The organism is Marinicella pacifica (assembly GCF_014636635.1).
Classification (GTDB): domain Bacteria; phylum Pseudomonadota; class Gammaproteobacteria; order Xanthomonadales; family Marinicellaceae; genus Marinicella; species Marinicella pacifica.
This window is the reverse complement of record NZ_BMEO01000004.1, coordinates 244,405-269,168: the sequence shown is the minus strand read 5'-3', so window position 1 is coordinate 269,168 and position 24,764 is coordinate 244,405. Positions and strand designations below refer to the sequence as shown.

At 46.9% G+C, this 24,764-nt stretch carries 24 protein-coding genes; 14 read left to right on the top strand and 10 right to left on the bottom strand.

Annotated elements, in window-relative coordinates:
* Positions 1–325: 325 nt before the first annotated feature.
* Genes IEV16_RS06940 through putA form a run of 8 tightly spaced genes read right to left on the bottom strand, consistent with a single transcriptional unit; the run spans position 326 to position 11,019 of the window.
* Positions 326–1,777, bottom strand: a complete 1,452-nt coding sequence (locus IEV16_RS06940; RefSeq protein WP_188364949.1) for a TrkH family potassium uptake protein — start codon at positions 1,775–1,777, stop codon at positions 326–328.
* 22 nt (positions 1,778–1,799) lie between these two features.
* On the bottom strand, positions 1,800–3,176 hold the full coding sequence (trkA, locus tag IEV16_RS06935) for a Trk system potassium transporter TrkA (protein ID WP_188364948.1): 1,377 nt from the start codon (positions 3,174–3,176) through the stop codon (positions 1,800–1,802).
* Positions 3,173–4,486, bottom strand: coding sequence for a sigma-54-dependent transcriptional regulator (locus tag IEV16_RS06930; RefSeq protein ID WP_188364947.1), 1,314 nt, complete (start codon positions 4,484–4,486; stop codon positions 3,173–3,175). Before IEV16_RS06930 ends, trkA begins: the two co-directional genes overlap by 4 nt.
* Positions 4,483–4,809: a DUF1820 family protein gene (locus IEV16_RS06925; RefSeq protein WP_188364946.1), complete on the bottom strand. Its 327-nt coding sequence runs from the start codon at positions 4,807–4,809 to the stop codon at positions 4,483–4,485. Before IEV16_RS06925 ends, IEV16_RS06930 begins: the two co-directional genes overlap by 4 nt.
* 24 nt (positions 4,810–4,833) lie before the next feature.
* Positions 4,834–5,466 carry a rhomboid family intramembrane serine protease gene (locus IEV16_RS06920; RefSeq protein ID WP_188364945.1) on the bottom strand — a complete coding sequence of 211 codons (633 nt, stop codon included), beginning with the start codon at positions 5,464–5,466 and terminating at the stop codon, positions 4,834–4,836.
* On the bottom strand, positions 5,463–6,311 hold the full coding sequence (locus IEV16_RS06915; protein ID WP_188364944.1) for a general secretion pathway protein GspB: 849 nt from the start codon (positions 6,309–6,311) through the stop codon (positions 5,463–5,465). Before IEV16_RS06915 ends, IEV16_RS06920 begins: the two co-directional genes overlap by 4 nt.
* Before the next feature lie 4 nt (positions 6,312–6,315).
* Positions 6,316–7,893, bottom strand: a complete 1,578-nt coding sequence (locus IEV16_RS06910) for an ExeA family protein (RefSeq protein ID WP_188364943.1) — start codon at positions 7,891–7,893, stop codon at positions 6,316–6,318.
* 15 nt (positions 7,894–7,908) lie between these two features.
* Positions 7,909–11,019: a bifunctional proline dehydrogenase/L-glutamate gamma-semialdehyde dehydrogenase PutA gene (gene putA, locus IEV16_RS06905; protein WP_229728280.1), complete on the bottom strand. Its 3,111-nt coding sequence runs from the start codon at positions 11,017–11,019 to the stop codon at positions 7,909–7,911.
* 374 nt (positions 11,020–11,393) lie between these two features.
* Between putA and coxB the strand changes: the two genes are divergently transcribed.
* The 12 genes from coxB to IEV16_RS06850 are packed head-to-tail and all read left to right on the top strand — an operon-like array spanning position 11,394 to position 20,910.
* On the top strand, positions 11,394–12,761 hold the full coding sequence (gene coxB / locus IEV16_RS06900) for a cytochrome c oxidase subunit II (protein ID WP_188364941.1): 1,368 nt from the start codon (positions 11,394–11,396) through the stop codon (positions 12,759–12,761).
* A gap of 16 nt (positions 12,762–12,777) precedes the next feature.
* Positions 12,778–14,394 (top strand): cytochrome c oxidase subunit I, encoded by a 1,617-nt coding sequence (gene ctaD, locus IEV16_RS06895; protein ID WP_188364940.1) that lies wholly within the window; start codon positions 12,778–12,780, stop codon positions 14,392–14,394.
* The gene (locus tag IEV16_RS13495) at positions 14,394–14,525 is read left to right on the top strand and encodes a hypothetical protein (RefSeq protein ID WP_268234406.1); all 132 of its coding nucleotides are present in this window, start codon (positions 14,394–14,396) and stop codon (positions 14,523–14,525) included. Before ctaD ends, IEV16_RS13495 begins: the two co-directional genes overlap by 1 nt.
* The gene (locus IEV16_RS06890) at positions 14,518–15,093 is read left to right on the top strand and encodes a cytochrome c oxidase assembly protein (RefSeq protein WP_188364939.1); all 576 of its coding nucleotides are present in this window, start codon (positions 14,518–14,520) and stop codon (positions 15,091–15,093) included. Before IEV16_RS13495 ends, IEV16_RS06890 begins: the two co-directional genes overlap by 8 nt.
* Before the next feature lie 20 nt (positions 15,094–15,113).
* Entirely contained in the window at positions 15,114–15,992 is an 879-nt protein-coding gene (locus tag IEV16_RS06885) for a cytochrome c oxidase subunit 3 (RefSeq protein WP_443093953.1), read from the top strand.
* A gap of 54 nt (positions 15,993–16,046) precedes the next feature.
* Positions 16,047–16,262: a twin transmembrane helix small protein gene (locus IEV16_RS06880; protein ID WP_188364937.1), complete on the top strand. Its 216-nt coding sequence runs from the start codon at positions 16,047–16,049 to the stop codon at positions 16,260–16,262.
* A gap of 12 nt (positions 16,263–16,274) precedes the next feature.
* Positions 16,275–16,979 carry an SURF1 family protein gene (locus IEV16_RS06875; RefSeq protein WP_188364936.1) on the top strand — a complete coding sequence of 235 codons (705 nt, stop codon included), beginning with the start codon at positions 16,275–16,277 and terminating at the stop codon, positions 16,977–16,979.
* Complete coding sequence (locus IEV16_RS06870; protein ID WP_188364935.1) at positions 16,963–17,526, top strand: redox-active disulfide-containing membrane protein; 564 nt, start codon at positions 16,963–16,965, stop codon at positions 17,524–17,526. The genes IEV16_RS06875 and IEV16_RS06870 overlap by 17 nt, the downstream gene beginning before the upstream one ends.
* Before the next feature lie 2 nt (positions 17,527–17,528).
* Positions 17,529–18,509 (top strand): COX15/CtaA family protein, encoded by a 981-nt coding sequence (locus tag IEV16_RS06865; protein WP_188364934.1) that lies wholly within the window; start codon positions 17,529–17,531, stop codon positions 18,507–18,509.
* 3 nt (positions 18,510–18,512) lie between these two features.
* On the top strand, positions 18,513–19,421 hold the full coding sequence (gene cyoE / locus IEV16_RS06860; RefSeq protein WP_188364933.1) for a heme o synthase: 909 nt from the start codon (positions 18,513–18,515) through the stop codon (positions 19,419–19,421).
* Entirely contained in the window at positions 19,418–20,173 is a 756-nt protein-coding gene (locus tag IEV16_RS06855; RefSeq protein ID WP_188364932.1) for a TatD family hydrolase, read from the top strand. Before cyoE ends, IEV16_RS06855 begins: the two co-directional genes overlap by 4 nt.
* Positions 20,170–20,910, top strand: a complete 741-nt coding sequence (locus tag IEV16_RS06850; RefSeq protein WP_188364931.1) for a tRNA threonylcarbamoyladenosine dehydratase — start codon at positions 20,170–20,172, stop codon at positions 20,908–20,910. The genes IEV16_RS06855 and IEV16_RS06850 overlap by 4 nt, the downstream gene beginning before the upstream one ends.
* A gap of 39 nt (positions 20,911–20,949) precedes the next feature.
* Here IEV16_RS06850 and lysM read toward each other — a convergent pair whose 3' ends face one another.
* Positions 20,950–21,459, bottom strand: coding sequence for a peptidoglycan-binding protein LysM (lysM, locus tag IEV16_RS06845; RefSeq protein ID WP_188364930.1), 510 nt, complete (start codon positions 21,457–21,459; stop codon positions 20,950–20,952).
* A gap of 213 nt (positions 21,460–21,672) precedes the next feature.
* Between lysM and IEV16_RS06840 the strand changes: the two genes are divergently transcribed.
* On the top strand, positions 21,673–21,876 hold the full coding sequence (locus IEV16_RS06840) for a hypothetical protein (RefSeq protein ID WP_188364929.1): 204 nt from the start codon (positions 21,673–21,675) through the stop codon (positions 21,874–21,876).
* Between the two features lie 118 nt (positions 21,877–21,994).
* Positions 21,995–23,866: a tRNA uridine-5-carboxymethylaminomethyl(34) synthesis enzyme MnmG gene (gene mnmG / locus IEV16_RS06835; RefSeq protein ID WP_188364928.1), complete on the top strand. Its 1,872-nt coding sequence runs from the start codon at positions 21,995–21,997 to the stop codon at positions 23,864–23,866.
* Here mnmG and ttcA read toward each other — a convergent pair.
* Positions 23,863–24,669: a tRNA 2-thiocytidine(32) synthetase TtcA gene (gene ttcA / locus IEV16_RS06830; RefSeq protein ID WP_188364927.1), complete on the bottom strand. Its 807-nt coding sequence runs from the start codon at positions 24,667–24,669 to the stop codon at positions 23,863–23,865. The genes mnmG and ttcA overlap by 4 nt on opposite strands.
* Positions 24,670–24,764: the final 95 nt, after the last annotated feature.

Genomic DNA, 24,764 nt, shown 5'->3' with positions numbered 1-24,764 from the left:
GATTAACTACCTCGAAAACAGAAATATTAACAACCTAAAAATCAAAATTGCCTAAATGCACCACGGGTTCATTTAGAAATTTAAATCTTTTCTAAGTATAAGGTGAATCAAGAAGTTACTTTCTCTCACTTAAATCATGTTTTTTTTAAATATTTTTAAAGACTTGCCTCCAATCATAGTCAAAACTTAAAATTAACAGGATTTATTTATTCGGTTGGGCAGGAAAAGAATGTCTGATTCAAGTGCGATATTAAGCGGTTAAAACTAAACTGATCGCCATAAACCAGAACAGTTGTTCTCCGATTTTTTAAGTGGAATATTCGGCTTAGTATTCCCAATAATCCGGAATCATTAAGATAAACAGGGTAAATAATTCTAAACGACCAAAGACCATGGCCAGGGACAGTACCCATTTGGCACCATCATGAATATCGGCGTAATGAGGACCGGCATCGCCGAGTGCAGGACCCAGATTGGTTAAGGCCGATAAAGAAGCCGACAGCGAAGTGACGATGTCTTCACCAAACATAGACAAAACCAGGGTAAAGACAATCAGTAGAAATAAAAATTGCACAAAAAAAGCGGAAATCGAATCCAGCACCCGATAGTTAACGGTTTTACCGTTAACTTTAATCAGAAATTTACCGTGGGGATGAATCAGACGGTACAACTCTCGCATACTCATTTTAAACAATAAAATGATGCGGATCACTTTAATACCGCCGGCGGTGGAACCGGCACAGCCGCCGATGCTGGCAAACATCAAAAGCATAATCGGTAAGGCGGCAGGCCAAAAATAAAAACTTTCGGTGGTATAACCGGTGGTGGTGCCAATGGACACCGCCTGAAACGTACCCTCACGCAAAGATTCAAACAGGGTGCTGGTGGTGCCGGTGAGGTAAAGCTGGCTGGCCGTTAACAGGGAAGCGGTGGCGAGAAAACCCAAAAATACTTTGACCTCGGTATTGGCCATATAGGTTTTAATCGAGGCGCTTTTCCAGGCCACAAAATGCGAGGCAAAGTTGATGCCGGCAATGGCCATAAACAATACCGCCAGCATTTCCAGCAAGGCGTTGTTAAAATGTCCAAACGACGCATCATAGGGTGAAAAACCACCAATGGATATGGTGCTGAAGGCATGACAGATGGCATCAAATAAGTTCATACCGGCCAGATAATAACTGATGATACACATCACTGTAATCCCCAGATAAATATACCACAAGGCTTTGGCGGTTTCGGTAATGCGTGGGGTCAGTTTTTGGTCTTTCATGGGGCCGGGAATTTCGGCTTTAAAAATCTGCATACCCCCGATGCGCAGCATCGGTAAAACTGCCACCGCCAGCACGATAATACCCATACCACCCAGCCATTGGAGTTGTTGCCGATAGAATTTTAAGGCATGTGGCAGGTGATTAATATCGGTCAAGATGGTGGCACCGGTGGTGGTGAGCCCGGAAATGGATTCAAAAACTGAGTCGCTTAATGATAATTCGGGGTTATGAGATAAATACAAAGGCAGCGCACCGGCCAGGCCCACGATAATCCACGAAGCACCGGCCACCAGAAAGCCACTGCGAATACTTAAATTGGCGGATTGCTTACGATTCGGAAAAAACAACACACCACCAATCAGCACCAAAGCGGCGAAGCCTTCTAAAAAAGGCCAGATATCGCCATCCTGATAAATCAAGCCCACCAGAACCGGTGGCAGCATCATAAAGCTGCACATCAAAAGCAGAATACCAATTATTTTTTGGACAATGGCGGGGTTCATATTTTTAAAAAGTGCTCATCACTTACAGGTAGGAGGCATCCACCTCAAACAAGATTTTTAAGTCGTTAACGTTTCGGGTGTTGGTCACAAAGATAATCAGGTGATCGGCATTTTTAATCACCTCTTCCTGGTGTGCCATCAACACCTCACCATCCCGAATAATACCGCCAATGGTGCAACCGGCGGGCAGTACCAGATTTTTGATTTTATGGCCGATGACATGAGAAGTGGCGCTGTCACCGGCGACCTTAATTTCCAGGGCCTCGGCGGCGCCATCGAGCAAGGAATGTACCCGGGCGGTAAAATCACCGCGCACATGCGCCAAAATACCACCGATGGTGATGTGTTGCGGTGAGATGACGATGTCAATCGTGTCTTTTTCAATCAGTTCTGAATAATTGGTTTTATTGATCAGCATGATGACTTTATTGGCACCGAGTTTTTTGGCCAGTAAAGCCGATAATAAGTTCGAATGGTCATCATTGGTCAAGGCACAAAATATATCGGTACCGGCTATATTTTCTTCGCGCAGTATATTTTCAGAGGTGCAATCACCGCGAATCACCAACGCTTTATTGAGTTCTTCGGCAATGTGTGCAGAGCGTTCTTTGCCATATTCAATCACTTTAACCGAATGATCCTGTTCCAGGGCTTTGGCCAGATTAAAGCCCACGTGGCCGCCACCTGCTATCATGATTTTGTAATTGGGTGAAGTGGTTTTATGCCAGGCCTCCATGATTTTGCGGATGTGTTTTTTGGCCGCCAGAATAAACACCAGATCGCCCAGTCGCAGTACGGTGTCGCCAATCGGCTCAATGGCCTTGCCATCACGAAATAAAGCCGCCACCCTGGCGTCAGCGCCTTCGGGCAGAATACGGTGAAATTCCCGCAGTTGCTGGTCAAGTAAGGGTCCGTTTTTAACCACCTCAATAGTCACCAGTTGCGCCCGACCCTGCGCAAATTCCATCACCTGAAGCGCTCCTTCATATTCAATCAGGCCATGGATGTGCTTGGTCACCAATTGTTCGGGTGAAATGTGAAAATCAATCGGTACATGTTCGTGTTCGAACATTTCCGGGTGATTCGCATATTCCGCTTCACGAATCCGGGCGATTTTGGTGGGGGTGTTGAACAGGCTGTAACAAACCTGACAAGCCACCATGTTGACTTCATCGGAACTGGTCAGAGCAACCACCATATCGGCATCAGCAGCGCCCGCACGAATCAGGACCGAGGGGTGTGAGGCATGGCCGTGTACGGTACGGATGTCCATATCCAGCTGCAGTTCCGTCAGCAATTTATTGTCGATATCCACCACCGAAATGTCGTTGTTTTCCTTTTCTAGATGTTTGGCAATCGAAGAGCCGACCTGACCGGCACCGAGTATGATAATTTTCATGGTGAACCGATGCTTTTTGGGTTGATGTTTAAGGTCCTTAATTTGCGGTACAAATTGGTGCGTTCCATGCCGGATATTTTCGCCAGGTCGCCGACTTTGCCATCTACTTTATGTAAATGATACAGCAGATAATCCCGTTCAAATTCCTCGCGCGCTTCACGCAGTTCTAAATCATAACGGGTCTGCTGGGAAGTGTGGGTCATGGATTGTTGGTTTTGTTCAATAAAAGCCTCGACTTCCGTTTGCTGAATTTCAGTGTCGCCACCGGCCAGTTGCAATTGTCGAACCAGGTTCTTTAGTTCCCGTAAATTACCCGGCCAAGCATAGTGGCGCAGGTAATTTTGGGCGCCCACGGACAATTTACGGTAAGGGGTCTGTTCAATGTCAGGCAAATGATTGACATAAAAATTCAGCAGTTCCGGCACATCTTCAGTACGTTGTTGCAGGGGCGGCAGATAAATCACAAATTCTGCCAGATAATCGTATAAATCGCGACTGAAATCATCCTGCTCTATGAGTGACGACAAATCCTGTTGACTGGTGACCAGAACCTGGGTTTGTTTCACTTGATGAGGTTTTTGCCATTGTTTCAGTTGACTGAGTAATTTTTGTTGCGATGGTCCTGTCAGACAATCCACGTTGGCGATGACACAACTGCTGCCGGGTTGCGGCGAGTGATCGCTCAGCGCTGCATCAATGTTGTCCTCATCCAGGCTTAAACTGTCCAGTAAAGTCACTTGTTTGTTGTGATGGCGGTGATGGTGAATCAGCATGGCCGTGGTGGTTTTGCCGGTACCGGCATCTCCGTACAATAGAACATTGTGGTTTGTTTTGGCTAATTTTTTAAGGGTTTCGCGTAATTCAGCAGCCACTTTGGAGCTGCCGATGGGATCGATGATTTGCCAATGGGGTTGCTGTGTTTCACTATTTTGAGATTGCTTATGTTGTGCCAGTGTGGATTCAATGGTTTGTAATAATTTGGCCAGTGAAATGGGTTTTTCGACAAAATCGGCGGCACCCATTTTGGTGGCCTCAATCGCAGTTTCAATGGTGCCATGCCCTGACATCATCACCACTGCGAAAGGCATATCACCATTTTTGTGCCATTTTTTAAGCAGACTGATGCCATCCAGTTCCGGCATCCAGATATCCAATAAAATCAGATCCGGTGTTCGCTCTTGAATTTGGTTGAGCGCATCATGTCCATCGACTGCGGTTCTGACCCGATAATCTTCGTCCGACAAAATATCGGAGATTAACTCCCGAATATCCGGTTCATCATCAACAATCAGAATATCAGCATGAGTCATTGGGGTGTGCCCCGGCCATGGGTCAGACTGCTCATCATTTCGTTATTGTGTAAACGTCTGATGCGGCAGGTCTTCTTTTGTTTAACCTGTTCAATGCGCACCACATGATGTTGCGGAATGTGTAACACCTCCACATCTTTAAATTCATTTTTCAGCTGTTCCTCTGCCGGATCAATAACGACACCGGCTGACACGTCAAAAACCAGATCGCTGACCGAAATAAAACCAAACAGTTCTTCTGAGTTAATATACTTGGCATACAGCTCATACAGTTTATCGCGATGGTGGAAGTTGATTCTGAATAAGGGTTCCTTGGCGCTCATGATTGTCTCAGTTAACGGGTGACACTATTTTACAAACCAAGCCAGTAAAAAACCAGCCGTAAAGCCACTGAGGTGGCTCATCCAGGCAATGTTGTAGTGAATATCGGGTTGAAAATGTAAAACCAGCTGAAAACACAGCCAGAAAAAGATGATGACCCACAACGGCATGGAGGTTTTTTCCAAGTACAAACCGATGGGAATCACAAAGTTGATTTTTTTATCCGGAAAAAGTACCAGCCACAAACCAATCAGACCTGACACCGCACCACTGGCGCCCAATAAAATATGGTCCTGATTTTGCATCACCAGAGCCGCTGATAAATTGCCCGCAATACCGGCGGTAAAAAATATCAGTAAAAACTTTTGGGCCCCGATCACCCGTTCGATGGCAAAGGCCAGCAGCACAAAGGCTGAAACATTGGTCAGCCAGTGAAGCCAGTTGCCATGTAAAAAAATGGCGGTGAACAGGCGCAATAATTCCAGCGGATGTTGATCAATACGGGACCAGAATTCATTGGTATGAATGGCATAAAAATCGATTAAATTCTGTTTTAAATCAGTGGCCTCCATCAGCACCAGAAAAACCAGCAATAGTATGCTGATAAGAGCAGCGGAATAGGGTGCATAGCAGGGTTTTAAACTTGAAAAATTAATCACTTGAGAACAATAAAATCCTGACCCTGAGCCCGCAGCACCACCCCCGATTGGGTGATATCCTGGACGCTTATGGCATCATCCAGGGTGTCGCCTACCCTGATGGGTATGCCGTTGATGATGGCCATTCTGTTGTCCACTTCGGGGTCATAAACATGGACACTCAGGTTCAGCTGAGGCAATTCTTTACGCACAGCATAGGGTAATTGAAATAATTGCGGCAAATCAGAAGCCGGTGTCTGATTTTGCGTTTTATCTGCAAGCGGTCCATTGAGAACCTGTTTGTTTTTCATCGGGGTATCGGCCAGCTGTTCATCAATGTGGCCGATGTCCGGATCCGTTTGGATGGGTTCGGCTAGATTTTTTTCAGCGGTGTCATCGCTTTGTGAAGCGCTGGGTTGGTCTTCTTGATAGATGATGGTTGGCTGGGTTTTTTGGGCATCTGAGTGGTGGCTTGAGCCAACCATATCGTCAGTGTTTGTTGATGTTGATTTTTCCTGCACCATCGATTGCACTTTTTCAGGCGCCGGCTTGGGTATTTTTTTGGGTTTTTCTGCATTCTGCGCCTGCGTTTTGGGCGCTTGTTCAGCCCCAGCGGTTTGATGGTCGGTTTCAGGCGAAAGTTGTTGATCAGCCTGTCCGGCAGATTCCGGTTGCAGCCAGATAAAATCAGGTTTTTGGAAGTAAACAGCCGCTAAAATCAGTAATAAAAGAAGGGTGATGGTATAAAAATACCGGCGGTTATTTTTATCCGGCTGTTGGTTGATGTCCAGACGAATTTTCTGACCGTGGTTTTTTCTGGGACGCCTGGCGTCTGATTTTTTTAAAGCGTCAAGTATGGATGACATGTCATTACTCGTTATCTTTGAGTATCCTTGTACTCAGTGTCTGTAATTGTGGCCCGTCATAGGCTTTTAAAGCCATGGCCATTTGTGTTTCTCTGCCGATAATACCATCCGCCTGTAAGCCGTTTTGTTGCTGGAAGGTTTTAATCCAGTCGGTTAAGGACGCCTCTTGCAGTGACGGTTGTTCGCTCAATAGCCGGGCCACCGAAAGCGCCCATTGGCGTTGTTGCTTTATTGTACCATCAATTAATTCAGGTGCGATGGGCCACAAAACCCGATAGTGTCCCAGCCAATGTCTGTTCAATGCCTGATGAGAAATGGTTTGCTCGCCGAGGCGGCCGCTGATGACCGCTTGGGTATCGGACAACGCGGTTAATAAGACAGCAGATTGGTTTTTGAGTTGCAAAATAACCGGCGTATTGAGGCTGACAATTTGGCCAAGATTACCTTGTTTTTGGTAACAGGCCATGCCGGTTAAACCTGTATCCGGGCAATCAGGATGTGGCCAGAATAAGCCTGCTTCGAGGTCCCATAATTTAAAGTAACGCTGCCAACTGACGTTAATCGGCGGCGGGTCTATAACCGGATCCTTGGCAATCATTGTCTGATTGTTGGTTTTTCTCGCATCGGAAGGAGATGGATTTTGCGAAAATAAATACCACACCAATAAAGCGAACAAGCCCATCAGAACCGGCAGCGCCGTTAACATTCTGCGTCCGAGCTGTGTTGGCGTGTCGTTTAATTCTGCCCGGGCTTTGTGCACATGGCGGTAGCGGACTCGTTGGCTTTCCCGGGTATAGGCAACCAGTAATGCCCGGTCGCATAGGATATTAATTAAACGGGGAACGCCCCGGCTGTGACGGTACACCGCATACAGGGCCGCTTGCGTGAACACAGTCTCCGGTTGAGTGATTGAGGATGTTACTTTGTCTGTGGTTAAATCGGATGCAGCGCTGACTTTCATGCGGTGGCGAATATAGGCGACAGTTTCCAGGCGGCTCAGGGGCAGCAGGTGAAAACGGGTGGTGATGCGCTGCGCCAACTGGCGCAAATCTTTACGTGCCATGGTGGCTTTTAATTCAGGCTGACCGATGAGGATGATTTGCAGTAGTTTATGTTCTGCGGTTTCAAGGTTGGTCAGTAACCGCAATTGTTCGAGTGTGGGTTGGGGTAAATTTTGGGCCTCATCAATGATGACTAAGGCGTTTTCGCCATCTTCCCACCACGACAGTAATTGTTCATTAAGGCGGTTGACCAGCGCATCCAGTTGTTTGCCGGTGCCGTAAGTGGACAAATCAAATTCCCGGAAAATCGCCAGCAAAAGTTCCTGTGGTGATTGGTTGGGATTGAGAATTAAGGCCGCGTGGGTGTCATTTGGCAACTGTTGTAAAAACAACCGGCACAGAGTGGTTTTGCCGGTACCCACTTCTCCGGTTAATTGCACAAAACCCGCACCACCACCGCGGGTGACGCCATAAATCAGATGGGCCAGGGATTCATTGTGGTTTTCACTTAAATAAACAAACGCCGGATCGGGTGTGATCGAAAACGGCGGTTTGCTTAAGTTGAAAAAATCCAGATACATCGTCAGGTCGTTGTTTTAATCATCACTCAGGGCCAGTATATCGGCGTTGCCGCCAACGGCTGCAATATTGTTGGTGATGGTTTTTTCATGGACAAAACGGTGTAAATAGCCGGGACCACCCGCTTTGGGGCCGGTGCCGGAAAACCCCATACCGCCAAAGGGGTGGACGCCCACCACGGCTCCGGTCATGGTGCGGTTGATGTAGCAATTACCGGCCTGAACTTTGGAAACCACATATTCAATGGTGTCATCAATGCGTGAGTGGACTCCGGCAGTCAGACCGTAGCCGGTGCTGTTAATGTCATCAATAACTTTGTCGAGGTCTTTGGCCGGATAACGAATAATATGTAAAAAAGGACCAAAAATCTCTTCTTTCAGTTGTTGAATGGAGTCGATCTCAACCGCTTGTGGGCTGACATAATAACCTGTTAAGTTGGGTAATTTGGGGGCTTCAAGCAAGCGTCCGGCTTTCGACATCTTATCGCGGTGAGCCTGTAAGGTATCTAAAGCGGCCTGATCGATTAACGGCCCCACATCGGTGTCAAAATCACGCGGATGGCCGACTTTGAGTTGATTCATGGCACCCTGTAACATGGTGATGACTTTATCCGCCACGTCGGACTGGACGTATAAAACCCGCAAGGCAGAACAGCGTTGGCCGCAACTGTAAAAAGCTGAATCAATCACATCTTTCACCAGTTGCTCAGGAAGCGTCGAGGAGTCGGCAATCATACAATTCTGGCCACCGGTTTCGGCAATTAAAGTGGCTATTTCCCGGCTGTCGCGATTTACCAGATTGCGGTTAATCATTTGTGCGGTGGCGGTGGAGCCGGTGAACACCACGCCGTGAATAGCCGGATGCCCGCACAGGAAATGACCAACCTGTTTGCCGGGACCTAAGGTTAGTTGCAAGGCTTCAGGCGGAAAGCCCGCCCGGTGCATCAATTGAATGGTTTGATAAGCAATCAGGTTGGTCTGTTCTGCCGGTTTGGCAATCACACAGTTGCCGGTCACCAGGGCGGCTATAATTTGACCGGTAAAAATGGCCAGCGGAAAATTCCACGGACTGATGCAGACAAACACCCCTTTGCCCTGATGGTAAAGATAATTGCTTTCACCGGTGGGTCCGGGCATTTTGAGACCCTGAGCGCATAACTGTTCGGCCTGTTCGGCGTAATAACGACAAAAATCCACCGCCTCACGCAATTCCGCGATGGCATCTTCAAGGGTTTTCCCCGCTTCATGACGCAGTAAGTACAACAGTCGGTCGCGGTTGTCCTCCAGTAAGTCAGCGGTTTTCATGGCGGTTTCACAACGATCTTTCGCGTCACGATCACGCCAAGTGGGAAAGTAACTTTGAGCGGTGTCAACCGCTTCTGACAAACCGCTTTCGTCAATATGCGAATAACGGCCCACCACCCGATCCAGATCGGCCGGTGAGTGCGCAGTGATAAAATCAGCGCCTGCTATTTCACGGCCGTTGATGATTGAACAAGCGGTAAATGGCTTATTGTGTTGTGATTCTATCGCCGCCTGCAGTTGTGACAGGGTTTCACTGTCATGCACATTGACGCCGGTTGAATTCAGGCGTTGTTCTGAAAAAATATCTTTTGGCAAGGGTAGTTGCGGATGTTTGTGGCTGTCATTTTTAGCCACCCGTTCAATCGCATCCTGGGTCATAACGTCCACACTGTACTTCAGGTCGGTTAAACGGTTGACAAAGGAGGTGTTGGCGCCGTTTTCAAGCAATCGGCGCACCAGATAAGGCAACAAGTCCTGGTGGCTGCCCACCGGTGCATACACACGACAAGGCCGGTTAAGACCGTCTTTTGCAATGGTTTGTTGATGCAGCGCCTGGCCCATGCCATGCAGACGTTGAAATTCATAACCCCCTTCGTCACCCGCCATGGTATAAACCGCCGCCACGGTGTTGGCATTGTGGGTCGCAAATTGCGGATAAAATTTATCCCGGTTGGCCAACAGAAAGCGGGCGCACGCCAAATAAGATAAATCAGTGTTGGCCTTACGCGTGAATACCGGATAATCCTTGAGCCCTTGTTCCTGTGCGAGTTTGATTTCGGTGTCCCAATAAGCGCCTTTTACCAGACGCAACGGAATCAAACGACCGTGATCGGTGACCAGCTGCGCCAGTAATTTCAACACCTCCAAAGCACGTTTCTGGTAGGCCTGCACCACCAGACCAAAACCCGAATAATTGCTCAGTTGACTGTAAACATGGGCAAAAACTTTGAGTGACAGCTCCAGTCGGTCCGCTTCTTCGGCGTCAATGGTGATGGCCACATTGAGGTTTTTGGCTTGTTGTACCAGGCTGAGAACGCGCGGAGCCAGCTCGTTCATCACCCGTTCGGTGTTAGCCAGTTCGTAACGGGGATGGAGTGCGGACAATTTAATCGAAACACTGGACGCGTCATTGATGTGGCGCTTTTTATTGGCTTCGGCGATGGCGTTAATGGCATCGGTATAGGCATTAAAATAACGGTCGGCATCTTCCTGAGTTAACGCGGCTTCACCCAGCATGTCGTAGGAAAAACGGTATTCACGAAAGCCTTTCTTTTTGCCGCGTTTAAGGGCCTCTTTAATGGTGCGCCCCATAACAAATTGCTTGCCCATCATTTCCATGGCACGCAACAAGCCGGTGCGAATCACCGGTTCGCCGGTTTTATTGATAAACTTATTCATGGCTTTGGACATGCCTTTTTTGGACACATCAATGTCGATAATGCGGCCGGTCAGCATCAGGCCCCAGGTGGAGGCGTTGACAAATAATTTATCACTTTTACCGAGATGAGATTTCCAGTCGGCATCTAAAATTTTGTCTTTAATCAATTTATCAGCCGTGGATTTGTCCGGAATGCGCAGCAAAGCTTCTGCCAAACACATCAGTAAAATGCCTTCCTTTGATGACAAGTCGTATTCCTGCATAAAGGCATCAATGCCATCCATATCATCCATTTGTTCACGAACTTCTTGAATCAGATGGGTGGCTAATTTTTTAATTTTTTGACGTTGAGAAACGCCGGGGTCTGCCGATGAGAGAAGATCAGAAACAATCATGTCTTCATCCGCTAAATAGGATGAACTAAGTGCCGAGGTATCAAAAGTCATGGGTCTGCTCATTATAAGAAATACAGCGGCAAATTATAAAGTAACGCGCCTCAGACTTCATGTACTTTTATTGCCGTCAAAAGCTGTGGATAGATTGCTGTCAATGGCATTATTAAGGGCTTATTGAATGCCGCTTCGTTGGGTTGAGCGGACGACTTTTTGTCATTAAATTTAGAAAAATAAGATTGTTATGCGGATATTTTTTGAGAGGGGTGTTAAAATTCCAGCGTTAAGCAACCAAAACAGCGGTGTCATTTTTCCGCAGTCGTTCAGATTTGATGGTTTAAAACGGCTTTGAACCGACTTGTATCTTTCTTAAAAGAGGCTATCATCTGCTGTTACATGGGTTTTATTAATATTAGGGTATTAATTGTATGATGAAGAAACAGACTAAATCAGGCTTATTGGCCGGCGGTCTGCTGATGTCCGGTATGGCATCGGCTGAATATGGGCTCAATTTGCCAAAAGGCGTGTCTGACTACAGTGGTCAGGTTTATGATATGCACATGATGGTGCTCTGGATTTGTGTGGTGATCGGTATCGGCGTCTTCGGCGCGATGTTCTACACCATTTTTGCACACCGAAAATCCAAGGGTGTGGAACCGGCTCAATTTTCTCACAGCACCACCGTTGAAATTATCTGGACCGCCATTCCGGTTTTGATTTTGATTGCCATTGCCTTGCCCGCGACCAAAGGCATGATGCAGATGGACAGTCCGCGGGATGCACAGGGTGAACCGGTGACCATGGACATGACCGTTAAAATCACCGGATATCAATGGAAGTGGCGCTATGACTATTTAGATGAGGGATTTGGGTTTTTGAGTACATTGACAGCCGACAGTAACATTGCCCGCCAGAAAGGTTCAGGTGTGGACGTGAACACGGTGGATAATTATTTGCTGGATGTGGACAACCCTTTGGTCATTCCGACCAATACCAATATCCGTTTTCTGCTGACATCTGATGATGTGATTCACTCCTGGTGGGTGCCGGAATTCGGTTGGAAGCGCGACGCTATACCTGGCTTTATCAATGAGGCCTGGACCAACATTAAAGAGCCGGGCACTTACCGCGGTCAATGTGCGGAATTGTGCGGTAAAGACCACGGTTATATGCCGATTGTGGTTGAAGTCTTAAGCCAATCAGATTACGCCCAATGGCTGGCGCAACAAAATGGTGATGCTGTGGCCGAACAGCCCGCAACACAAAATGAATCCTCCGGCACCGAACTGACAGAATCTGCCCAATCCGATGAGTCAGACACAGATATGGCAGATGTCGGCGAAACATTGCCCACAGAAGTGGGCGAGTCTCTGACAGAAACGACATCGGATGAAACTGACGAACAAATGTCCGATCAACAGGCGCAAGAAAGCCAGGCACAAGAAGTGACCGCCGGTAATGAAAATGAACAATCAGACGGCGGTTGGTCAATGGACAAGCTTATGGCTCGTGGTGAAGAGGTTTATAATACCCAATGTCTGGCTTGTCACAAAATTGACGGCAGCGGCATGCCGCCGGCTTTTCCTTCATTGGTTGACAGTGAAGTGGTCAGTGGTGATGTGGCAAAAAATATTGATGTGGTGACCCATGGGGTTAGCGGAACCGCCATGGCGCCTTTTGGTCGTATGTTACCTGCAGAAGATGTTGCCGCCGTTATTACTTATATCCGTAATTCATTCGGTCATGAAACCGGTGATCGCGTACAACCGGCTGACATTGAAGCCGTTTTACAATAATTTCGAGGATTAAACAATGAGTCACGACATTACACATGATGAATTGAGTCAAGACCACGATCACAAACCCAAAGGATTTGTGAATCGCTGGTTATTAACCACCAACCACAAAGACATCGGCACCATGTATCTGGTGTTTGCGTTGGCGATGTTTATTCTGGGCGGATCCATGGCCATGGTGATTCGTTTGGAGTTATTTCAGCCGGGGTTACAGTTTGTTGAGCCATTCTTCTTCAATCAAATGACCACCATGCACGCGCTGTTCATGATTTTCGGTGCGGTCATGCCGGCATTTGTGGGTTTGGCTAACTGGATGGTGCCAATGATGATTGGTGCGCCGGATATGGCCTTGCCGCGCTTAAATAACTTTTCATTCTGGTTATTACCCTTTGCCTTTGTGGTGTTGGCCTCGACCTTCTTTATGCCCGGTGGGGCGCCGGCCGGTGGTTGGACCATGTACCCGCCATTGGTATTACAAGGCGGTCAAAATGTGGCCTTTTTAGTTTTTGCCGTTCACTTAATGGGTATTTCCTCTATTCTGGGTGCGATTAATATTATTGCCACCATTGTGAATATGCGCGCGCCGAATGTGGGTTATCTGAATATGCCGATGTTTGTCTGGACCTGGTTGATTACTGCTTTCTTATTGATTCTGGTGATGCCTGTGTTGGCCGGTGCAGTGACCATGCTGCTGACCGACCGTTATTTCGGCACCAGCTTCTTTAATGCCGCCGGTGGCGGTGATCCGGTGATGTTCCAGCATATTTTCTGGTTCTTTGGTCACCCTGAAGTGTATATTATGATTCTGCCGTCATTCGGGATTGTTTCTGAAATTATTCCGACTTTTGCCCGTAAACGCTTGTTCGGTTATGTATCGATGGTGTACGCCACCGCCGCCATTGCCTTCTTGTCATTTATTGTGTGGGCGCATCACATGTTTTCCGTGGGCATGCCTTTAGGCGGACAGCTCTACTTTATGTATGCCACCATGCTGATTGCGGTACCCACCGGGGTGAAAGTCTTTAACTGGCTGGCCACCATGTGGCGCGGTGCCATGACTTTTGAAACACCGATGCTGTTTTCCATTGCTTTTGTGGCTTTATTTACCATCGGAGGTTTTTCCGGGGTGATGATGGCCCTGGCACCTGTGGACTTACAATACCATGACACCTATTTTATTGTGGCCCATTTCCATTATGTGCTGGTGCCGGGTTCCGTGTTTGCGATTATTGCGGCGGCTTATTACTGGTTGCCGAAATGGACCGGTCATATGTACGATGAGCGCCTGGGTAAAATTCACTTTTGGTGGTCAGCCATATCCGTGAATGTATTATTCTTCCCGCAGCATTTCTTAGGTCTGGCCGGTATGCCACGGCGGATTCCGGATTACTCCACTCAATTTGCTGAATTTAATATGTGGTCCAGTATCGGCGGCTTCGCCTTTGGACTGGCGCAGGTGTTCTTTGTCTATATTGTGATTAAAACGGTTCGCGGCGGTCAAAAAGCCACTTCTCAGGTGTGGGAAGATGCCAAAGGTTTAGAGTGGACGGTTCCGTCACCCGCGCCACACCATACTTTTGATGAGTATAAACCCGTTGATTTAAACAGAATGGCACATGGTGATACCCATTAATGACCCACGAAAAAAAACATACGCCTGAACAAAGTAAAGGCATTAAGAAAACAGTCATCCTGTTAGGTCTGGTGACTGTTGGCTTGTTTTTATGGTCCGTTTATCTGGTATTACGACAAGCCCATGTTTGACAGTGTTGGCAATACATTAAAGGCACTGCTGGCCATTGCTGTTTTAATGGTCGGATTTGGCTTTGTGCTGGTGCCGCTGTATGATGTGGTGTGTGATATCACCGGCTTAAACGGAAAAACCGGTGTCACCACTAACGGGGAAGTTGAAAAGAATCAGCCGGCGGTTGATGATAAGCGAACCGTAACGGTGCAGTTTGATGGTAATGTGAGAAGTGATTTGCCATGGGCTTTCAGGCCCACTGAGTTTTCTATGGAAGTTCAGCTGGGCAAGCTGTATCACACAGAGTATTATGCGAAAAATACGGCTGATTTTGAAATTATTGGGCAGGCGGTGCCGAGTGTGGCACCAGCCAAAGCGTCCAAATATTTTAACAAAACAGAGTGTTTTTGTTTTACCGAACAGCTGCTTCAAGCCGGAGAAGAAATGGCCATGCCACTGACATTTATTATCGGCCGTGATCTCCCCGAAGATGTTAAGCTGGTGACTTTATCCTACACTTTTTTTAATAAATACCAACAAACCGGTGAACAGGCATCGGTCAATGAAAAAACAGACAACAACAGTTAATAATTATCGAGTAATACATCATGACAGAAATGAGTGAAAAACAATATTATGTTCCCCATACCGCCAAGTGGCCGATTGTCGCCTGCGTCGGTCTTTTTGTCTCTGTGATTGGAGCCAGTCTGAAATTTAACAGCCTTGATCTGGAGCCCACCACCCCCTGGGTGATGTATGCGGGCTTTGCTATTTTGATTTTTATGTTTTTTGGCTGGTTTGGTGAGGTCATTAAAGAAAGTGAAGACAACCTCTACAACAAGCAGGTGGACGCGTCTTTTCGGGCCGGTATGATCTGGTTTATTTTCTCTGAGGTCATGTTTTTTGCTTCATTCTTTGGTGCCCTGTTTTATGCCAGAACCTTTGCCGTGCCCTGGCTCGGCGGTGAAGGCGCCAACTTAGCCACCAATGTACAGTTGTGGTCGGGTTATGAGGCTGTCTGGCCCACCAATGGTCCGGGTGAACTCAATGGCCGTTTTGAAACCATCAGCGCATTTTCCTTGCCGCTGGTGAATACCTTGTTGCTGTTAACCAGTTCCATCACCATCACCATCGCACACCATGCTTTGCGTGCCGGTGACCGGAAAAAAACCATCATTTGGATGATTGCCACGGTTTTACTGGGCGCCACTTTCCTGTTTTATCAAGCAGAGGAATACATTGAAGCGTACCAACACCTGAATTTAACCTTAAAATCGGGTATCTACGGTTCAACCTTTTTTATGTTGACGGGTTTTCACGGTTTGCATGTAACCTTAGGTACCATCATGTTGATTGTGATTACCTTGCGACTCATGAAAGGTCATTTTAAACCCAATAATCATTTTGGCTTTGAAGCGGTGGCCTGGTACTGGCACTTTGTGGATGTTGTTTGGCTGGGCTTGTTTATCTTTGTTTACGTGCTGTAGGAAATATATTCATTAAGCGTCACCGGTAAATTCGGTGACGCGCTTCGTGCTGTTATGAAATACTTTATTGTTATTGTTTTTTTGTTTATTCTGTACAGCATGGGATCGGCACTTTTTTATTTATCCCGGGATAAAGGCCAAAGCAATAATACTGTCCGATTTTTAACGGTGCGTGTGGTGCTTTCCGTGGTGCTTTTTTTATTCATCATTCTGGCCATGAAAATGGGGTGGATTGTACCGCATGGTCTGCAGCTGAAAGCCACCGGTTAACCCGTTCAGTGCATGCGGACATTTCCCTGGTTTTTTACGTTATTGTGGCTGGCAGTATTTTTGCTGATGGTCTGGCTTGGTTTCTGGCAACTGGATCGGGCCGAACAAAAAGACCAGATTCGTCAGCAAATGCAGTCAGGGGAATACAAACAACCCAAGTCAGGGTCTGATTGGCAAAAAATCAATGATTACCAAACCATCCGGGTGACCGGTCGCTATGACAATACACACTTTTTATTGGCCAATCAATTTCACGACGGCCAGGTGGGTTTTTATGTGATGACGGCTTTTTTAACTGACAATAATCTCTGGCTTTTGGTGAACCGCGGCTGGACAGCTTCTGCGGGAGTGGATGTGTCTGTGCCGGAGGGTGAAACAGAACTTATCGGACTGTTATCAGCCTGGCCGCGTCCGGGTGTTCAACTGGGTGATCAGATTTTTAAAGAGATGTCAAAGCAACAGGTTACTTATTTGCCAGTACATCAGACCAAAGTGTTTTTAACACAGCAAGTATGCCAACGGGGTGATTGTCAAATTTTAGACCGTGTTGTTAAATTAAATGTCGGTGCTGATCATGGTTTTGTCCGCGATTGGCAGGCGCCGATGATGACCGCAGCCAGACATCGGGCGTATGCCTTTCAATGGTTTATGATGTGTTTGGCTTTGTGCTTACTTTATTTCTATTTTTTATTTAAATCTGATGCATTTAAAAAGTAAAAACAGACTTATTATTTTGGTGGTCTTTCTGCTCTTTGCAGTTCCGGTGGTGGTGGCGTATTTGCTGGGTTCAGGCATGATAGACTTTGAGCCTGACAGCATGAAAAATCACGGTGTTTTTATCTCACCGCCGGTTAAACTGGCTGATTATACAGACGCAGAATGGGTTAATGATTTACCGGAACACTGGACATTAATATACCGAACGCCCAAAGTATGTGATGAAGCTTGTTTTGAATGGGAAGATAAATTACACCGCTTTAACCTGACTTTGGCGCAAAATGCCGATAAATTGGAACTTATGTTGTTGGCCAAAGATTTTGATCTGCGCGGGGAAGACCCTTTTAAACACATTAAAAAAATCGCCACAGATGGTCATTCAGCTTTAAATGCGTTGTTGGATGAATTGTCCAATCAGTCGTTAGGTCGAGGCGAAGGCTTGTATGTGGTGGCACCTGAGGGGTATTTAATGATGGCCTTTACGCCGGATAATGAACCGCAGGATATCATCAAGGATTTGAAGTTACTGGTTAAAAGAAAAGGTTGACGATGAAATACAAACATGTGGCCTGGTTGGCCGTTGGATTGGGATTGTGTGTGGTGGTGTTGGGTGCTTTTGTGCGCTTATCCGATGCCGGATTGGGTTGTCCTGACTGGCCGGGCTGTTACGGACATTTAACCTGGCCGACCCAGGCAGATGAGATTGCTGTGGCCAATCAGAATTTCCCCGAAAGGGCGGTGGAAGTGCACAAAGCCTGGAAAGAAGTGATCCACAGGATATTGGCGGGCACCCTGGGTTTGCTGGTATTGGCTTTATTTATATGGGCCTTTCGACAACGTCACATCATGTCGGCGAAGTTGCCGTTCATCATCGGATTGGTGATCACGTTTCAGGCAGCATTGGGTATGTGGACGGTGACTTTAAAATTGCATCCCAGTATTGTGATGAGCCATTTACTGGGCGGTTTATTGACCTTATCCCTGTTGGTTTGGCTGGCCTGCCGTGAAACACCCCAAATCAAAGGCTATCGCTATGCCGGTCATGTCAGTACCCAAATGGTGGTGCTGGCGCTGTTGCTCGTGGCTCTGCAAATTGCTCTGGGTGGCTGGACCAGTGCCAACTATGCCGCCCTGGCCTGTACCGGTTTCCCGCAATGCAACGGACAATGGTGGCCAAATATGGACTTTGTTCAGGGTTTTAATTTACTGCGTGAATTTGGGCCAAACTATGAATTCGGAGTCAAAGACGGTCCGGCACGGGTGGCCATACAAATGACCCACCGCATGGGATTTGTGGTGGTGGCGGCTTATTTATCCTGGTTGATTTACCGACTCTGCAAAAACAGAGAACTTTTGCCCATGGCCGTGGTAATTGGTGGTCTGTTGGGATTACAAATTGCCTTAGGTATCATTAATGTCACCATGAACCTGCCGTTGACGGTGGCGGTGATGCACAACGGCGTGGCGGCATTGTTACTCATCGCTCTGGTGTATCTGCTTTATAAAACCCGTCAAGCTTCCTATAATTAGCCCATGAGCCGTTTAAAGCAATATTTTGAGCTGACTAAACCCGGTGTGGTAAGCCTGATATTATTCACCGCTTTGGTCGGTATGCTGTTATCGATGCGTAATTTTCCGACATCGGAATGGGTGGTGATTTTATGGGGCTTATTGGGCATAGCTTTAAGCGCCGGCGGGGCGGCGGCCATCAATCACTGGGCTGATCAAAAAGCCGATAAGGTGATGCTCAGAACCCAACATCGACCCCTGCCCAGTGGTGGTTTAAAAACAGTTAATGTACTTACTTTTGCCGCCATCTTATCGATACTCGGCACCGGTATATTGGTTTATTTCGTCAATGTCCTGACTGCGGTACTAACCTTTGTTTCCCTGATTGGTTATGCCTTTATTTACACCATGTTTTTAAAACGGGTGACGCCGCAGAATATTGTGATTGGCGGTCTGGCCGGTGCCACACCCCCGGTGCTGGGCTGGACCACCGTGACGGGGCATGTAACGCCGGATGCTTTACTGTTATTGGCCATTATCTACGTGTGGACACCACCGCATTTCTGGGCGCTGGCGATTTTTCGCAAAGAGGATTACAAAAAGGCCCATATTCCAATGTTGCCCGTGACGCATGGTGTGAAATTTACTGAATTGCACATTATTTTTTACACCATATTATTGTTTATCGTCACCTTGTTTCCATTCCTCACCGGCATGAGCGGTTTGATTTATCTGGCCGGTGCCGTTATTCTGGGCATTCGTTTTTTGTGGATGACTTTTAAATTAAAACACACCCGGTCACCACTGCTGGCCTGGAACACCTTTAAATATTCTATTTGGTACCTGATGCTGTTGTTTGCCTTTTTATTGCTGGATCATTACGTTTTGTGGGGTGATGTGATGCCGCGTTTATTTTCTGAGCCGGTGGTTTGATCGATTCCCATATTCATCTTGATGATCAACGTTTTGATGCAGACCGTTCTCAGTTATTAAATCAAGCCAGAGAAGCGGGTATCAAAGGTTTTGTGGTGCCCGCCACCGCTGTTTCGGGATTCTCAAAAATTAAACAGTTGGCCGATGCGCACAGCGACGTCCATCCGGCCTATGGCCTACACCCTTATTTTGTTGAGCAACACAAGCAACAAGACCTGCAAAAACTGGCAGAATTCCTTGACGATAACCAGGCAGTGGCTTTGGGTGAATGTGGTTTGGATTTTTACCGGGATGATTTAGACCGGAACACACAGCAAGCCATCTTTGAACAACAAATCGTACTGGCCAAGGACATGAACCTTCCCCTGATAGTGCATGTAAACGGTGCGGTTCAGGCGGTTTTTGAAATGCTTAAAAAACACCGTTACTTTAAAGCCGTGATGCACAGTTTTAACGGCTCGGTGGAGCAAGCCAGGCAAATCACAGACAACGGTGTACTCTTAGGTTTTGGTACAGCCGTGGTCAATCCCAATGCCAGAAAGTTACATCAGGTGGTGAAGTCAGTGGATTTATCGTGCCTGGTGATTGAAACCGATGCCCCGGATCAACCCCTGTATAATAAAAGAGATCAGCGAAATTTACCGATGGACTTATGTTCAGTGGCTGAATTTGTGGCTGAAACAAAAGAAATTTCCGTGGCTGAATTAAGCCAAAAAACGACCCATAATTGTCGGCAGGTGTTTGGATTATGAAAGAACGTTTTGGTGGTGTAGAACGCCTTTATGGCGCGACCGGCTTTGAGCAATTGCAACAAGCCCATGTGGCTATTGTCGGCATCGGTGGTGTGGGTTGCTGGGCTGCTGAAATGTTGGCGCGATCCGGTGTCGGTGAAATGACCCTGGTGGATGCTGACGAAGTGTGTGTGACCAATATAAATCGACAGATTCACGCCTTAAACAGTACCGTGGGACAGGCAAAAGTGATTGCCATGAAAGACCGCATTTCAGACATCAATCCAGAATGTGTGGTGCACGCTGAGCAACAGTTCTTTATGGCCCAAAATGCCGAAAAATTATTAAACACTAATTTTGATTATCTGATTGATGCGGTTGATTCGGTAAAACATAAAGTGCTGCTGTTGGCTGCCTGTCGTGATAAAAAGATTCCAATCGTTACCACCGGTGGTGCCGGTGGCAAACGCCAGACCAACCGCTTGCAGATAAAAGATTTGGCCGAAACCCACGGCGATCGGTTATTGAAAAAAGTGCGATATGAATTACGTCGACAGCATGGTTTTAAGTATTTAAAAAAATTCAATATTCCGGCCATTTTTTCCGATGAGGCCATGACCTTGCCATTTTGTGAACCCGACAAACAAACCTCTTATCGGCTGGATTGTGATTCAGGATACGGCACGTCACCAACTGTAATCAGTGGTTTTGGGATTTTGGCGGCTGATTGGGTGATTCAGGCACTGACGGCCGCTTAACCGCCTATAACAGGCAGTAAAGCGGCTGGTTATCTGGTTTTATTTAGGAATGCGTAAAACCTGACCCGGGTAAATCTTATCAGGGTCTTTGAGCATGGGTTGGTTGGCTTCAAAAATTTTCGGGTATTTCATGGCATCACCGTAAAACTGTTTGGCAATTTTACCCAATGTGTCACCCGACTGAACCGTATAGGTCCGCGATTCCCAGGTGGTTTCACCGGCCACCTCGTTTTCTTTTACCGCATGTTCCTGCATTTCCTTAACCGCTTCGTTGGCGTCATCCGGTGGTGTTCCAAGCATTAAATTGTCTAACACACGCGATACACCGGCAATATTGCCGGCGGTTAGTACGGCCTTTTCTTTTTGTTCCTGGTTAGGCACATAGCCCGATAAATTAACCACCCCATTATTAAATTGCGTGGTTACGTATTCCACATCTACACCACTGTTTTCAATGTGCTTAATAATCGGCAAGGTGACCTCTTTTTCAGATTTGTCTTTGCCAAAAACCCGGGCACCCGCATCACTGATAAAATCAAAAAATCCCATAATAAGTTCCTGTTATTGAAGATAAATCAGCATATCAATTTTTGTTTTAAAGTGCAATATAAAGAATTTTTGAGGCGTTATGTGGCTAATGACTCGATGAAGATTCATCGGTCATTTTTGGGTCATTAATCGGCATAATTTATCAGATATGCGTCATTTTATGTGCATAGAACCATGGTCTAATCAACACAATTTAAACAAGTTGGTGAAGCGATGAAAAGATCTGAAAAATCAATACGCGCACATTTGGAAGAACAAGCCAGAATTGAAATTAAAAAGCCTCAAAGGAAAATTAAAAGGTCCTTAAGTCATTATGAGACCTTGCGATTAAACTGGAAAGACGCGGTGATTTTTTCACTCATCGTGTTTTTTGGTTGTGGCTATTGGTTTCAGGCCGGTACTTTTGCAGCCCTCTGACAGCTGTTCAGCTGACAAGGGTGCTGTGAGGGCATATCAGTGGCTTAATCCATGGATTGATTTGTTTTGAATCATAAAAAGCATTAAAATAAAGGGTTAGTTTGAATAAAGACACGCTATGCAGTACCCGAAAATTTTTGATGTGATTGTCGTCGGTGGCGGGCACGCCGGAACCGATGCAGCGCTGGCGGCTGCCCGCATCGGCGCGCAAACATTGTTGTTAACCCATAACATCGAAACCATTGGTCAGATGAGCTGTAATCCGGCCATCGGTGGTATTGGTAAAGGTCATCTGGTTAAAGAAATTGATGCGCTGGGCGGTGTGATGGCTCAGGCCACCGACCGTGCCGGGATTCAATGGCGTACATTAAATGCCCGAAAAGGGGCCGCAGTACGTGCCACCCGGGCGCAGTGTGATCGTAATTTATACCGGGCTGCCATACGTCAGGCTGTCGAACATCAGGACAATCTGCATATTTTTCAACAGGGTGTGGAAGATTTAATTATTGAACAGGATGTGGTGAAAGGCTGCGTAACCCAGATGGGGCTGACTTTTCTGGCCAAAACCGTGGTGATGACCGTCGGCACTTTTTTGGGTGGCCGTATTCATATTGGCACCAGCGGCTATCAGGGCGGTCGTGCCGGTGATCCGCCGGCCAATGTTCTGGCACAAAAATTACGCGCGCTGCCCTTTGATGTGGCCCGGCTGAAAACCGGTACACCCCCGAGGATTGACGGTAAAACTGTTGATTTTAGTGTGATGGAAGAGCAGCCCGGTGATACACCGATGCCGGTGTTTTCCTACCTGGGTCAAGTCGAAGACCATCCGCAACAGGTCAGTTGTTATATCACCCACACCAACCTCAAAACCCATGAATTTATCCGTGGTGGTTTAGACCGATCGCCGATGTACTCAGGCCGTATCGAAGGTAAAGGACCGCGCTATTGTCCCTCGATAGAAGATAAAATCATGCGCTTTGCCGATAAGGATTCACACCAGATTTTTGTGGAGCCCGAAGGCTTAAATACGCAGGAATTGTACCCCAACGGTATATCCACTTCACTGCCCTTTGATGTGCAAATTCAACTGGTGCGATCCATTAAAGGCTTTGAGAATGCCCATATAACCCGGCCGGGTTATGCCATTGAATACGACTTTTTTGATCCCCGTGGTTTGCACCCGACGTTAGAAACCAAGTACGTTGAAAATTTATTTTTTGCCGGGCAAATTAATGGCACCACCGGTTACGAAGAAGCGGCGGCGCAGGGCTTGATTGCCGGATTAAATGCTGCCCGTAAAGCAGCCGGTCAACCCGGCTGGACACCGGCACGCAATGAGGCTTATATCGGTGTTTTAATCGATGATTTGATTACGCAGGGCGCCAGTGAACCTTACCGCATGTTCACCTCACGGGCTGAATACCGCTTGATGTTACGTGAAGACAATGCCGATTTCCGGTTAACCGAGAAAGGATATGAACTGGGCCTGGTAGATGCGCATCGTTACCAAATTTTTATGGATAAAAAACAACAGGTCGAACGTTCACTTGAACATTTACAGTCGGTGTGGTTAACCCCGCATAATCAACTGGGTCAAAAATTTATGACCCAATCCGGCATCCAATTATCCAAAGAAACCAGTGCCTATGACTTGTTGCGACGACCGGAGGTGAATGTGTCGATGTTTATGGGTTTTGAAGAAATCAGCCTGCCAAACCGCACCAAAGCTGTTTTGGAACAAGTGGAAATACAGACCCAATACGCAGGCTATCTGGCGCGCCAGCAACAAGAGATTGACAAAGCCAAAGCCCAGGAACATAAACCGCTGCCGGTGGATTTTGATTACGCAGCGGTCAACGGCTTGAGTGCAGAATTAACCGAAAAGCTCAACCAGACCAAACCCACCACCATCGGTCAGGCATCACGGATTCAGGGCATGACCCCGGCAGCCATTTCTTTGTTACTGGTCTATTTGAAAAAAGCCGGTTAAACAAACTGTGGTAATTCTACGCGGGATTTCAGTGCTTTAAAATCAACCAACTCGCCATCGCCTAACTGAGTGGGTGCAATGTTTTTGATGGCGCGGGCGATGTTGTCGATACGTCCCGGTTGAATCTTGTCCCATTGTTTCAGCATGTGCTTTATGGCCTGGCGTTGCAGGTTATCCTGTGAACCACACAGGTTACAGGGAATGATGGGAAAATCCATGACTTTTGCATATTCGGCGATGTCTTTTTCGCGACAATAATATAAAGGTCTGATGACGGTATTGCGGCCGTCATCACTGATTAGTTTGGGTGGCATGGCTTTCAAGGTGCCGCCGAAAAACATATTTAAAAACAAGGTTTCCACCACATCATCCTGATGGTGGCCCAGTGCAATTTTGTTGCAGTTTAATTCACCGGCGACTCGATACAAAATGCCCCGACGAAGCCTGGAACATAAACCACAGGTGGTTTTACCTTGCGGAATTTTATCCTGAACAATGCTGAATGTGTCTTCTTCGATTATGTGGTATTCAACGTCTTGCCTGGTCAGATAGTCGGGCAACACCTCTTCTGGAAATCCGGGTTGCTTTTGGTCTAAATTCACCGCCACCAGATCAAAATGAAAAGGGGCTTTGCGCTGAATGTTTTGCAATAAGGCCAGCATGGTGTAAGAATCTTTGCCGCCGGATAAGCACACCATAATGCGATCACCCGATTCAATCAGGCCATAATCCGCTGACGCGGCACTGATTTGGCGTCTTAATTTTTGTTGAATTTTACCAAAGCGGTATCGGGTTTGATTCATAACAGATAATTGTGACAATAGTTGTGGTGAACCGAGGCAATAGATTTTATACTAAAGCAGAGAATCCTGTCAGTCTATTCATGAAAACTGACGCA

Bases quoted from the DNA above. Each gene is read 5' to 3' on its own strand.
- ctaD (WP_188364940.1), top strand. From the start codon at position 12,778: ATGAGTCACGACATTACACATGATGAATTGAGTCAAGACCACGATCAC.
- IEV16_RS06890 (WP_188364939.1), top strand. From the start codon at position 14,518: ATGTTTGACAGTGTTGGCAATACATTAAAGGCACTGCTGGCCATTGCT.
- IEV16_RS06870 (WP_188364935.1), top strand. From the start codon at position 16,963: ATGCATTTAAAAAGTAAAAACAGACTTATTATTTTGGTGGTCTTTCTG.
- IEV16_RS06930 (WP_188364947.1), bottom strand. From the start codon at position 4,486: ATGACTCATGCTGATATTCTGATTGTTGATGATGAACCGGATATTCGG.
- IEV16_RS06875 (WP_188364936.1), top strand. From the start codon at position 16,275: ATGCGGACATTTCCCTGGTTTTTTACGTTATTGTGGCTGGCAGTATTT.
- putA (WP_229728280.1), bottom strand. From the start codon at position 11,019: ATGACTTTTGATACCTCGGCACTTAGTTCATCCTATTTAGCGGATGAA.
- lysM (WP_188364930.1), bottom strand. From the start codon at position 21,459: ATGGGATTTTTTGATTTTATCAGTGATGCGGGTGCCCGGGTTTTTGGC.
- cyoE (WP_188364933.1), top strand. From the start codon at position 18,513: ATGAGCCGTTTAAAGCAATATTTTGAGCTGACTAAACCCGGTGTGGTA.
- trkA (WP_188364948.1), bottom strand. From the start codon at position 3,176: ATGAAAATTATCATACTCGGTGCCGGTCAGGTCGGCTCTTCGATTGCC.
- IEV16_RS13495 (WP_268234406.1), top strand. From the start codon at position 14,394: ATGACCCACGAAAAAAAACATACGCCTGAACAAAGTAAAGGCATTAAG.
- IEV16_RS06925 (WP_188364946.1), bottom strand. From the start codon at position 4,809: ATGAGCGCCAAGGAACCCTTATTCAGAATCAACTTCCACCATCGCGAT.
- IEV16_RS06840 (WP_188364929.1), top strand. From the start codon at position 21,673: ATGAAAAGATCTGAAAAATCAATACGCGCACATTTGGAAGAACAAGCC.
- IEV16_RS06865 (WP_188364934.1), top strand. From the start codon at position 17,529: ATGAAATACAAACATGTGGCCTGGTTGGCCGTTGGATTGGGATTGTGT.
- coxB (WP_188364941.1), top strand. From the start codon at position 11,394: ATGATGAAGAAACAGACTAAATCAGGCTTATTGGCCGGCGGTCTGCTG.
- IEV16_RS06915 (WP_188364944.1), bottom strand. From the start codon at position 6,311: ATGTCATCCATACTTGACGCTTTAAAAAAATCAGACGCCAGGCGTCCC.
- IEV16_RS06940 (WP_188364949.1), bottom strand. From the start codon at position 1,777: ATGAACCCCGCCATTGTCCAAAAAATAATTGGTATTCTGCTTTTGATG.
- IEV16_RS06885 (WP_443093953.1), top strand. From the start codon at position 15,114: ATGACAGAAATGAGTGAAAAACAATATTATGTTCCCCATACCGCCAAG.
- ttcA (WP_188364927.1), bottom strand. From the start codon at position 24,669: ATGAATCAAACCCGATACCGCTTTGGTAAAATTCAACAAAAATTAAGA.
- IEV16_RS06880 (WP_188364937.1), top strand. From the start codon at position 16,047: ATGAAATACTTTATTGTTATTGTTTTTTTGTTTATTCTGTACAGCATG.
- mnmG (WP_188364928.1), top strand. From the start codon at position 21,995: ATGCAGTACCCGAAAATTTTTGATGTGATTGTCGTCGGTGGCGGGCAC.
- IEV16_RS06850 (WP_188364931.1), top strand. From the start codon at position 20,170: ATGAAAGAACGTTTTGGTGGTGTAGAACGCCTTTATGGCGCGACCGGC.
- IEV16_RS06910 (WP_188364943.1), bottom strand. From the start codon at position 7,893: ATGTATCTGGATTTTTTCAACTTAAGCAAACCGCCGTTTTCGATCACA.